Annotated in this window: 10 protein-coding genes; 2 read left to right on the forward strand and 8 right to left on the reverse strand. The window is 45.4% G+C overall.

The window, feature by feature from the left end:
- Nucleotides 1–492 precede the first annotated feature (492 nt).
- Nucleotides 493–1,350, forward strand: a complete 858-nt coding sequence (yghU, locus tag OAG1_RS17200) for a glutathione-dependent disulfide-bond oxidoreductase (protein ID WP_338622156.1) — start codon at nucleotides 493–495, stop codon at nucleotides 1,348–1,350.
- A gap of 104 nt (nucleotides 1,351–1,454) precedes the next feature.
- On the opposite strand, the gene OAG1_RS17205 is transcribed toward yghU, so the two are convergent.
- From OAG1_RS17205 to ygiD, 3 genes are all read right to left on the reverse strand, one after another.
- Nucleotides 1,455–2,060, reverse strand: coding sequence for a PEP-CTERM sorting domain-containing protein (locus tag OAG1_RS17205; protein ID WP_338622157.1), 606 nt, complete (start codon nucleotides 2,058–2,060; stop codon nucleotides 1,455–1,457).
- 369 nt (nucleotides 2,061–2,429) lie between these two features.
- Nucleotides 2,430–3,389, reverse strand: a complete 960-nt coding sequence (locus OAG1_RS17210; protein ID WP_338622158.1) for a glutathione S-transferase C-terminal domain-containing protein — start codon at nucleotides 3,387–3,389, stop codon at nucleotides 2,430–2,432.
- A 13-nt stretch (nucleotides 3,390–3,402) separates the two neighbouring features.
- Complete coding sequence (gene ygiD / locus OAG1_RS17215; RefSeq protein ID WP_338622159.1) at nucleotides 3,403–4,224, reverse strand: 4,5-DOPA dioxygenase extradiol; 822 nt, start codon at nucleotides 4,222–4,224, stop codon at nucleotides 3,403–3,405.
- A 148-nt stretch (nucleotides 4,225–4,372) separates the two neighbouring features.
- Between ygiD and OAG1_RS17220 the strand changes: the two genes are divergently transcribed.
- On the forward strand, nucleotides 4,373–5,284 hold the full coding sequence (locus OAG1_RS17220) for a LysR family transcriptional regulator (protein WP_338622160.1): 912 nt from the start codon (nucleotides 4,373–4,375) through the stop codon (nucleotides 5,282–5,284).
- Nucleotides 5,285–5,308: 24 nt separating this feature from the next.
- Here OAG1_RS17220 and arsB read toward each other — a convergent pair whose 3' ends face one another.
- The 5 genes from arsB to betA all read right to left on the reverse strand — a co-directional run bounded on the left by arsB (nucleotide 5,309) and on the right by betA (nucleotide 11,757).
- A complete protein-coding gene (gene arsB / locus OAG1_RS17225) occupies nucleotides 5,309–6,325 on the reverse strand; it encodes an ACR3 family arsenite efflux transporter (protein WP_016400496.1) in 1,017 nt (338 codons plus the stop codon).
- Between the two features lie 53 nt (nucleotides 6,326–6,378).
- A complete protein-coding gene (locus tag OAG1_RS17230; protein ID WP_016400497.1) occupies nucleotides 6,379–6,705 on the reverse strand; it encodes a metalloregulator ArsR/SmtB family transcription factor in 327 nt (108 codons plus the stop codon).
- Between the two features lie 127 nt (nucleotides 6,706–6,832).
- Nucleotides 6,833–7,909, reverse strand: a complete 1,077-nt coding sequence (locus OAG1_RS17235; RefSeq protein WP_338622161.1) for a glycerol dehydrogenase — start codon at nucleotides 7,907–7,909, stop codon at nucleotides 6,833–6,835.
- Nucleotides 7,910–7,919: 10 nt separating this feature from the next.
- Complete coding sequence (locus OAG1_RS17240) at nucleotides 7,920–9,554, reverse strand: dihydroxyacetone kinase subunit DhaK (RefSeq protein WP_338622162.1); 1,635 nt, start codon at nucleotides 9,552–9,554, stop codon at nucleotides 7,920–7,922.
- Between the two features lie 532 nt (nucleotides 9,555–10,086).
- Complete coding sequence (gene betA, locus OAG1_RS17245) at nucleotides 10,087–11,757, reverse strand: choline dehydrogenase (RefSeq protein WP_338622163.1); 1,671 nt, start codon at nucleotides 11,755–11,757, stop codon at nucleotides 10,087–10,089.
- Nucleotides 11,758–11,782: the final 25 nt, after the last annotated feature.

Below are 11,782 nucleotides of genomic sequence, written 5' to 3' on the forward strand. Positions count from 1 at the left end.
TAGCAATAGACTGGGCTACAAAAACTTGAGTTACGCGTTTACTGGCTTAACTAATTTTCATAGCTAGCTTATCGCCACCGGTAAATAAGAGTAACAGGGCACAGAGCAACCTATAGTTTCAATAATTGGAACAATGAATGGGTTTTTAGTGACGTATATAAGCTTAATTATTAAGCTTACCGATTGACGACAAAGTTCATTAAACATGGAATAGTTGTGTAGTAGAAATGTGCGACGTACCCAATAGAACAATTGCAGCGACGAAATACCTAGACCTAGCTCCAAACAAACTACGCCAACGTTCTGAACACACTAGGAATGGCGCAATTATTTGGCTGTTACCTTGCGCTCAAGGTAAGGTATTTAAACTAAAGTCGTTTCAATGAGAATTGTTTTATCAGTTAACGGTTCTTATAGTTACCCTAGATCTTTTAACGCCAATACTTGCCAGCATTTTTATGCTGTTCGCAAAAAATCAGTTAAGGAGCAGTAATGACTACAGAATTTATACCACCAAAAGTTTGGACTATGGACAGTGAAAGTGGTGGTCAGTGGGCAAGCATTAATCGGCCCGATTCAGGCGCACGGCATGAGAAAACCCTTGCTGTGGGCGCCAACCCTTTGCAGTTGCATTCGCTAGCTACGCCAAATGGACAAAAAGTGACGATAATGCTGGAAGAGTTGCTGGCACTAGGCGTTAAAGAGGCAGAGTACGACGCCTACTTAATTAACATTGGTGAAGGCGACCAATTTTCCTCTGGCTTTGTGGATATTAATCCTAATTCCAAAATTCCGGCTTTAAGCGACCATTCTGGTGACACTCCTATTCGGGTATTTGAGTCGGGGGCTATTTTGCTCTACTTGGCCGAAAAGTTTGGCCACCTGCTGCCTAAAGACCTCATCACTCGTACCGAAACCATGAACTGGCTATTTTGGCTACAAGGTTCTGCTCCGTATTTAGGTGGTGGCTTTGGACATTTTTATGCGTACGCACCAGAAAAATACGAATACCCTATTAACCGCTTCACCATGGAAACCAAACGTCAGCTCGATGTATTAGATAAACGCCTCGCCTATAATCAGTATTTAGGTGGCAGCGAATATAGCATCGCAGATATTGCTACCTGGCCTTGGTATGGCAACGTTGTGCTTAACACGGTGTATGAAGCGGCAGAGTTTTTAGACGCTGCAAGCTACACCAACGTAATGCGCTGGGCTAAAGAGATAGAGCAACGCCCTGCAGTGCAACGTGGCCGTATTGTTAATCGAGTATGGGGCGAAGAATGGGAGCAACTGGCAGAGCGCCACAGCGCCGCAGATATTGATGCGGTATTAAGTAAAAAGCCTTAGGCTCAATTACCCACTAAAAAAGCACCCAAGGGTGCTTTTTTCTATTTCCGAGATAAAACTGGCTTAATAATCTAGCGCCCAAGCAAGAGTGCTAGCATTACTAATTAAGCTTTACGTTTACGGGAAACACCAAGGCCACATAGTGCTAAACCTAGCATCAGTATTGAAGCAGGTTCAGGCACAGTTACTGCCCCTACGATCGACACCTCAGAACCAAAACCAGCTACGTTAGTTGGAGCGTAAGTACCAAAACGCTGGCTACCGTCAGAAAAAATAGCTAAGGCCGTCGCGCCAAAAAACTGATCGCCATTCAAACCAACTGCATCGGGATCACTTAAGAAATCAGTATCGACACCAAAGGTAAAAAACTCACCCGCATCAAAGTCAGTAAACGAGATGGTTAAAATGCTCGAGCCATTCAAGGCATCGTTAGTTGGGAAAATATGACCTACTGAAGAAGAGGCTCCTAATGTAAGTGGGCTGCTGCTCAAACCAGGGCTCGTATCGGTTGAGTCAAAGAAAGCACCAATTGGGCTTAAGTCCCAAGTTATCGAGGTGATTTTCTCACCCTCTGTAGAATCGTTAAAAAACTGAAAAGCATTGTTGCTAGAAAAGGTGGTCCCCTCAATGATCAATCCGCTTGAAATTGGGGTGGCTTGTGCTGCAGCGCTAAATAAAAGCACGCTGATTAAACTGATTAACTTTTTCAAAGTCTGTCCTTAAGTTTTGAAAGTGGAAGTTAGTTGACTAAATTGTCACTCTGGCATCCATAAGCACAAATTAGACCAGTCCAGTAACCAGTTGATATTTATAAAAATATTTTATTACGAAGATTACATTCAGTTCCAAGATGTAAAATAAACTGACAGTTATATCAAATATAATCACTTTAAGTTCATAAGCTTAACTAAATTATTTAGGCCTAAGTCGCTAAAACAGGCTATTTGTTTGCAACAGCTTACTAACTACAAGTTTTCGCTATTTACCTAAAGTATTAAAGCCCAGTGCACTTGGGTAAACTTGCTGCAAAATAGCCTATTTAACAACAAAATCTAGCTTGTCATATTCAACTAAGCACATCAGGCCTTTAGGGCATCAATATGCGCAGGCCCTATTGGCCGCACACCAGAAGGATTTAAAGCCTTAATCGAATAATATCCGCGAGTAATGTGGTCAATACTCACCGTCTCTGCCACACCAGGAATGGCTAATATTCGCTGCATGTACTCTGATAACTTGGGGTAATCGGCAACTTGTTTATGATTAGTTTTAAATAAGCCGTAATAGGCGATATCGAAACGTATTAACGTTACAAAGGTGCGAATATCGGTTTCGGTAAGCCTATCCCCAACTAAGTATTGCTGCTTTGCTAGCCTTTGCTCCAGCTCCTCTAATACTTCAAATACCCCTTTTACAGCCTCTTCGTAAGCAGCTTGGGACTGAGTAAAGCCTGCTTTATAAACGCCGTTATTAAACTGGTGATAAATTCGCGTATTTAGGGCATCAATCTCTTCACTATGTTGCTCTGGATAAAGGCGAATATTGGAAGGAGCTAACTCTTCAAAGGCGCTATCGAACATACGCAAAATGTCGGCGCTTTCGTTATTCACTATTACATTTTTCTGCATGTCCCAGAGCACCGGCACGGTAGCTCTTCCGGTAAAGTTGGGATCAGCCTGAGTATAAATTTGGTGTAGGTAATTAGCAGAGAACAACGGGTCTTGATCGGCACCTTGGTAGCCGCCAAAGCACCAACCTTGCGGGCTTAAACTAGGGTTAAGCACCGTAACAGGGATTAGTACTTCTAAGCCTTTTAGCTTACGTGCAATCAGCGTGCGCGATGCCCAAGGGCAAATTAAGGCCACGTATAATCTGTAACGTCCTGCTTCGGCTTTGAAGCCACCCTCGCCAGTTGGACCAGGGCTGCCATCAGCGGTAACCCAATGGCGGAATCCGGAAGTTTGCCTTACAAAACGCCCTTGCTCATCCACCTTCTGCAAAGGCTGCCAGTCTTCCGTCCATACTCCATTGACTAACATAAGTGACTCCTGTTTAAACTTGATGAAAAACAAACGAGCGCATGGATAATGCGCCAAGGTCAAAACCTTCGCTTACCACACTTAAGTGATCCTGTTTACTTGATGCACCAGCCACAATAATCGCTGGGATATAGTGCTCTAAACTTGGGTTAGCCATGCGCATTAAGCCGCCCATGACTGCTGGGTTGAGCAAGTCAGAAAAATCTCGTTGCGCTAAGCGTTTAGCAAAAAAGGCATCAAACTCTTCTGCCCAGTCATAAGGTTGGGAAGTGGGCTTTAGCGCCGCTAGATTATGTACAACATTGCCCGAGCCAATAATCATTACGCCTTGGCGACGCAGCACTGACAAGCTGCGGCCTAGAGCGAAGTGCCAACTCAAGTTTTGTGATACGTCGATAGAGAGCTGAAATACTGGAACATCTGCTGCTGGATACATCCATTTCAATACCGACCATGCACCATGATCAAGCCCCCAGCTACTATCGGTTTGCAGCTGCTGTTCACTTAACAGCTCAGTGAGCTGCTGCGCCAACAAGGGGTTACCACTGGCTGGATAGCGCTCGGCAAATAAAGCCTCTGGAAAGCCATAAAAATCGTGAATGGTTTTAGGCTTGACGGAACTATCAACTAGGCTTACTCCGGGTGTCATCCAGTGAGCAGAAATCATCAATATTGCCTGTGGCCTAATTAACGTTTGACCAAGCTGCGACCAACTTTGGGTAAAGCGATTCTCCTCTAGGGCATTCATAGGATTGCCATGGCCAATAAACACCACCGGCATGGGCTGCGTTGTCGCTTTAGCGCCAAGAATATTTAAGCCTTGCTGAGTCGCCATCTCGCCTCTTTCTCCCTTCGGCCCAGCGCCATTTGGCCTGAGCGAAGCATTAAACGGTAATGCAGCAATTATCAGCCTAAGAGATTCACCTCACAATGGAGAAGATATAGAATGACTATCTTCAATTTGTTCTTAATAGGTAATTAGCATGGACTTGATTGACGGCTTAAAGGCATTTGTTGCTACAGCGCAAACCGGTTCATTTACCGAAGCAGCAAAACGCTTAGGCGTATCCAACCGACTCACCTCAAAATACGTCGCGGAATTAGAAACCAAGCTTGGCGCTCGCCTGTTGCAACGCACTACAAGAAAAGTGGGGCTTACACCTTCTGGTCAGCAGTTACTCAATCGGGCCCCAGCCCTGTTGGACGAACTTGATGATTTGCTGGCGAGCATTAATGAGGAAGCAACAAGCTTACATGGTACGTTGCGCATCGCTGCGCCAGTGACTCTGGGCGAAATCTACATACAAGGTTTAGTGAGCCGATTCGCTGCTATCCATCCTGAACTAAGCATCGACTTGCGTTTAAGCGATCAGCATGTAGATCTGGCAAGCGATGGTTTCGACCTCGCTTTTCGCGTTGGCACTCCCGACGTTTCTACTTTAAAAGCACGCAAGCTATTTGAATTTACCAGCCATTTGGTGGCCTCACCCGGCTACTTAACACTTAAAGGCACTCCGCTTAGCCCCGATGATTTAGATACTCACACTTGCATCATCGACACCAATAGGCGCAACGCCAATTGTTGGGTCTTTCTGCAAAACGGCCAAGAATATGTCTTTCATCCATCTAGAAACTTGATGGTAAATAGTGCCAATATTGCTCGAGATTGGGCAGCAGAGGGCTGCGGTGTGGCACTGTGTCCAAACTTTGTTTTACATAAACAGTTGAGTGAAGGAAAACTGGTGCGGCTGCTGGAAGACTATCAACTGCCAATGCATCCTCTGTATGCCGTTTACTTAGAAGGCAACGTGCTGCCTCGTAAGGTAAGAGCACTGATAGATTTTGCACTTGAAGATGTGCAGAACAACGATATTGTTACCCTCCCCGCGGCTTAGCGCAGAGAGAGTAACGATTTTAGATTAACTAAACCAATGACGAGTGCGATTGGCAAACCATACCAAAGAGAGCATTACCGGCACTTCAACCAATACACCAACTACGGTGGCTAGCGCAGCTCCAGAGTGCAAACCAAACAACGATATGGCTACTGCTACTGCTAACTCAAAAAAGTTAGAGGTACCAATCATGCAAGCTGGAGCAGCAATGTTATGTGGCAAACGCATGCGCTTGGCTAACCAATAAGCCAGCGCAAAAATGCCATAGGTTTGAATAAGCAAAGGAATAGCGATAAGAACAATGGCTTCAGGCTTGGCTAATATTGTTTCCGATTGAAAGCCAAACAACAACACTACGGTAGCCAGCAAACCAATAATCGACCAAGGCTTCATAGTGGCCAAAAACTGATTTAGCCGTGAGTGGTCATTGCTTTTATCTAGCTTTTTACGGGTAATCGCCCCTGCTATCAGTGGCACTACAACGTACAATACCACCGACAATAGCAAGGTGTTCCAAGGTACCGTGATATCACTCACCCCAAGCAAAAAGCCGGCTATTGGCGCAAAGGCAAAGATCATAATTACGTCGTTAATCGATACCTGCACTAAGGTATAATTAGCGTCGCCTTTGGTTAGCTGGCTCCACACAAATACCATCGCGGTACACGGTGCTACGCCAAGCAAGATCATGCCAGCGATATATTCAGTCGCGGTGCTTGGGTCTACCCAATCGGCAAATATACCTTTAAAAAACAACCAGCCTAGCAGCGCCATGCTAAAGGGTTTAATCAGCCAATTAATCACAATGGTAAGTAGCAAACCTTTTGGTTTTTTACCCACATCTTTAATCGATGAGAAATCAATTTGCACCATCATTGGGTAAATCATTAGCCAAATAAGTAAGGCAATCACCAAATTAACATGTGCAAACTCAAGGCCAGCCACTACCGCAAATACCTCGGGCACAAGGCTGCCCGCAGCAATGCCAACAACAATGGCTAAACCTACCCATACTGTTAAATATCGTTCAAATAATCCCATTTTGTTACCTTCTTCCCCAGCTAGCTGTGTGGGTGGGTTCTGTGATTAATCCACTAGCAAAGTTGTTGTTTATTCGCTTCAAAGCGCGCTAACTCTGCTTGGTAGTAGTCTTTGTTATTGGCTTGAGTCTCGCGCAACACCCGTTCGGCCCAGCTTGGTAACTCAGGGTGTAATTGGTAATACACCCACTTGCCGCGTCGTTGATCGAGCAATACTTGGCATTTGCGTAACTGCGCTAAATGGCGAGAAGTCTTTGGTTGATCAAGCTGCAAGGCTTGCATCAAATCACAGACACAGGCCTCACCAGCCTCGGCAATAATCATTAAGGCTTTTAGGCGAACATCATCAGCGAGGCATTTATAAAATAATTGAGGGTTCATCATTCACATGCATTTATTTACATATGTAATATTTTGCATATGTTTGTTTTTTTGTCAACTTTAAAACAAAAAAACCGAGCCTAGTAGCTCGGTGAAAACAACTAAAGTTGTGCTTAAGGAGTTGGAGTTAACTACCTAGTTGATGGGCAGTTAATATTGCCGACAGTACCGATTGAGCGGTAACAGGGAACGGCATGTTGTGAATGGTTTCGCCCTCTGCGCACGATGCTTCGGCTACGCTAAGCAATTTATCTCGATCAATCTCTTTAACTCCCATGTCATGCAAGTTAGTAGGTAAACCAATTGATTTACAAAACGCGATCACCTGATTAATTTCCTCTAAAGGTGCATTCTCCAACACCAATTGAGTGAGCGTACCAAAGGCTACCTTCTCGCCGTGCAACAAGTGGTGACACTCTTCAAGCTTGGTTAATCCATTATGAATAGCGTGTGCTGCAGCTAAGCCTGAGCTTTCAAAGCCAATGCCACTTAAATAGGTATTGGCTTCAATAATGTTTTCTACGGCTTTAGTGCTTACCTTGTTCTCTACGGCCACTTTGGCTTTCAGGCCATCGGCCATTAAAGTCTCAAAACATAACTTAGCCAAAGCCTGTGCAGCGCGGGTTGGCGCGCCGCCTGCCATGGTTGTTTTACCCGAGGTCATATTGGCACGTGCTTCAAACCAAGTAGACAAGGCATCGCCCATGCCGGCAACAATTAAGCGCACTGGTGCTGCGGCAATAATAGCCGTGTCCATAATCACCATATTGGGATTAGAAGGAAATAGTAAGTACTCGCTAAACTCACCTTCTGGGGTGTAAATAACCGCTAAAGCACTGGTCGGTGCGTCGGTAGAAGCAATGGTTGGCACAATCACTACTGGCAGCTTCGAATAATAAGCAACAGCCTTGGCGGTATCTAGCGTTTTGCCGCCACCGATACCAATTATCACGTCCGCTTTTACCGAATCAGTTTTGTCGATTAAACGGTTAATTTCTTCTCGTGAACACTCGCCATTAAAAGTATCAAATTCAACAATCTGTTCGTTAAAACTCGCTTCAACAGTGCCTTTGGTTAAGCCCATTACAAAATCATCGGCAATCACTAATGGCTGCATACCATAAGTAGCAACATACTCACCAATGTTAGCTAATGCTCCTTCGCCCTGAATGTATTTGCTGGGTGAAATAATAATCTTGTCCATGTTCATCTCCCTACTTCGATAATGATTCAAATACTTTTTCAACAGCGAATGCACCAGGGTCTTTTACCCCATCTAAGGTGTCGCTGTTTAAATAAGACGAGCGCCCAGCGTTTGCTTTAGTCATAGTTAGCGTGCTCTCTGCCCCTGCTTTAGCCGCCAGTACTCCCGCAGAGAATCCATCTTTATTCCAGGCTTCAAAAGCCGGGAATAAAGCATCGATCATGGTTCTATCGCCTACTGCTGCGCCACCGTAATGCATCATTCTGGCTAAGCCAGCTTGCAGAGCCGCGACTAAATCATTATTGCCAGCTAACTCTCGGCCAGCAGCCGTAAAGAAAATAGACAGCAATACACCCGACGAGCCACCCATTACCGTAGTTAACTGTTGGCCAATCACCGTCATCAGCAGCGCAGGCTCGTTTAAAGGCAATTGATTAGCGTCTAATTCGGCAAGCACCTTACGTGCGCCAGAGGCAAAGGTTGAACCGGTATCTCCATCGCCCACAATGGCATCGAGATGGTTTAGTGCACTTTCGCTATCGATAATGGTGTTACACACGGTGCGTAAGGCGCTGGCCACTTCATCATTTTTCGAAGCTGCAAATTTAACGGTCGAAGACAGTGACTCACAGGGAGTGAACGCTAAAGGCTGCTTAGCGCTAACGCCAGGCCATGCACTTGTTTGGCTATCAGCAAACAAGGCGGCACGTTTAAGCTCGTCTAGCTTTAACATCGAGATAGAGAAGCCTTTCATATCGATGGCTGTCATCAGCGGTGCCGGGCCAATAAAGTACTCGGCGTTTTCACCCAGTGCAGACTCAACGACATCTTTTGCTACTACGTTCATCTCAATAGGTGATAGGCCGCCTAAGTTGTTAATAAGCACAGCGTGGCTATCGCTAGGGCAAGCGGTTAATAGCTTATCCGACATAATGCGCACCAGTTCTTTACACTGGCTTAGGTCAATGGTTTCTATGCCTGCTTCACCATGAATCCCCAAACCTAACTCAGCTTTACCTTTTGCAATACGCTCTTCAGTGTTATCACTGGGTAGGGTGCAGCTCTGTAAGGCAATGCCAATGCTTGCCGTTGCATCAATGGTGTCTTGTGCGGCTTTGGTTACGGCGGCTAGATCTTCGCCTTGCTCGGCGACATAACCGGCAACTTTATGCACAAATAAAGTGCCAGCAATACCACGAGGTTTAGGGTTATCCGGAATGGAGATGTCATCACTTACAATTACCATCTCTACCTTGCGGCCCATTTCTTTGGCTTTCTCGCAAGCAAGCCCAAAGTTAAGTCGATCGCCAGTATAATTCTTAATAATCACCAAGCAGCCAGCGTCGCCGGTAACATGCAATATTGCGTTAAGCACTGCGTCTACACTTGGGGCGGCAAACAAATCACCACACACCGCTGCGGTTAACATGCCCTTGCCAACAAAACCGGCATGAGCAGGTTCGTGGCCCGAGCCACCGCCACACATAATTGCCACTTTGTCTTTACGCCAATCTGATCGGGCAATAACTTTAATGTCATTGCCAAAATCTAAGCGGCTAAGGTTGTTGTGTTGTTGGGTATATAAGGTTCCATCAATCGAGTCATTTACCCACGATTCTCTGTCATTAATCACTAAATCGGCCATGTAAAAAAACCTCCGTTATTTACTGCTAGTTACTAACTTCTTTAATGCCTTTGCTAATGCCTTGTTGTTTAATCCGCGTTTCCCCTAGTGCTTACACTGTGCAACAAAGCATGCGTAGCAAAACCCGCCTCGTTGGCTTTTATAGCCATGAACACGAAATGGAAACGTTTTCATATAAAAACAAAAAAACACTGTATTTAGCTTTTAAGGCATAGTGGAGCAAGTAATGAAGAAGCCGCTGCTAAAACGCTACAACAGCTAAGCAGTGCGTTAATAACAGTGACAACTCTATAACAGCTACATTTGGGGTTTAAAAACCAACCAATTGGCAGTGCAACATTTCTGATGTTAATGTGTTCCTCTATAAAAAATAAATCAAGAGAACAAGTGTAAACGTTTACAAAAATGGGATGTACGACATAATTTAGTCGGTAAATAACTGCAAATAATGAAATGATTAGCTAAGGCTAACTAAGCGAGATATTCGGCCACAGTTGGCACAAAGCTAAGTTTTAGTTAGCGCTATGCAGAGCTAAGTACTTCGCTGCTTAGTTTGCCAATCAGGGGCTATCCAAGTGCTTGCCGTTGAAGGAGCAAGCGGTGGTTTTCCTAAAACAGAGTCCGCTACTTTCTCCGCCACCATAATGGTAGGGGCGTTAAGATTACCATTAGGAATAGTAGGAAATACTGAGGAATCAACCACCCGTAAGCCAGTAATGCCTTTTACTTGGCACTGGCTATTTACCACGGTCATTGGGTCCTCATCACCGCCCATTTTACAACTGCACGAAGGGTGATAAGCACTTTCTACATTTTGCCTTACCCACGCATCTATCGCTTCATCGCTGTTAATGTTAGCGCCGGGTTGAATCTCTTCGTCGCGATAATAATCCATGGCTGGCTGCGCCAAAATCTCACGACTTAAACGAATACAGTCACGCCAGTCTTGCTTGTCTTGCTCGGTGCTAATGTAGTTAAACTGAATATTAGGTTTAGCATGCGGATCGGCTGAACTAATCCACACTCGCCCTCGGCTTTGGGGTTTATTAGGCCCAACATGAACCTGAAAACCATGCCCACTAAAAGCAGCTTGGCCGTCGTAACGCATCGCGGCGGGTAAAAAGTGATATTGAATATTCGGCCATTTAAGTCCAGCCCGCGAGCGGATAAACGCGCAAGATTCAAAATGATTAGTTGCGCCTAAACCATCTTTTCGTAATAACCAACGCGCGCCAATCAAGCCTTTGCTAACTAGCCCCAGCTTACTGTTAAGCGTTATCGGCTGGCGACAGGCATATTGAAAATACACCTCTAAGTGATCTTGCAGGTTTTCCCCCACCCCCGGCAAATCTTGCACCAGCTTTACACCTGCATCTTTTAATACAGCTTTGGGCCCAATGCCCGATAACTGCAATAACTGCGGCGAACCGATAGAGCCTGCAGCCAGCAGCACTTCTTTGTTGGTAAACAGCTTTTCTACTTGGCCAGTTCGCTCAATTTCTACCCCAATAGCATATTGGTCTTTAGTTAAAACCTTGCGAGTAAGCACGCCCTTTAGCAAGGTGATGTTGCTGCGCTTAAGGGCTCGGCGTAAATAAGCGTTTGATGTTGAAGCGCGCACGCCTTTGTCTACGGTCATATGCATGGGGCCAAACCCCTCTTGCTGGTAACCGTTGTAATCACTGGTTGTTGGGTAACCCGCTTGCTGGCCAGCATCGATAAAGGCCTGGTAAAGCGGGTTTAAGTTCATATTATTACCAGCGCAGGTAGCCAATGGGCCATCGCCCCCTCGGTAATCATCGGCGCCATCAATCCATGACTCAGCCCGGCGAAAATAGGGCAAGCATTCTTGATAACTCCACCCCTGTGCGCCCTGCTCTGCCCATTCATCAAAGTCGCAAGCATGACCACGCACATACACCATGCCATTAATTGACGAACTGCCACCGAGCACTCGCCCTCTTGGGCAATGCAAACGGCGATTATCGATACCCGACTCAGGTTGGCTTTCAAACTGCCATGCATACTTTTTGCTATTCATGGGGTAAGACAAAGCAGTAGGCATTTGAATAAATATACTTTTGTCGCTGCCGCCCGCCTCAAGCAATAAAACCGAATGTTTACCACAAGCACTTAAGCGGTCGGCTAATACACAACCCGCCGAGCCTGCGCCAACAATAATGTAATCGTAATTGGTGTTCATCTTATTCCCTGTTTGGCCAAACTAG

It is taken from the genome of Agarivorans sp. OAG1, from assembly GCF_037076485.1.
GTDB classification, from domain to species: domain Bacteria; phylum Pseudomonadota; class Gammaproteobacteria; order Enterobacterales; family Celerinatantimonadaceae; genus Agarivorans; species Agarivorans albus.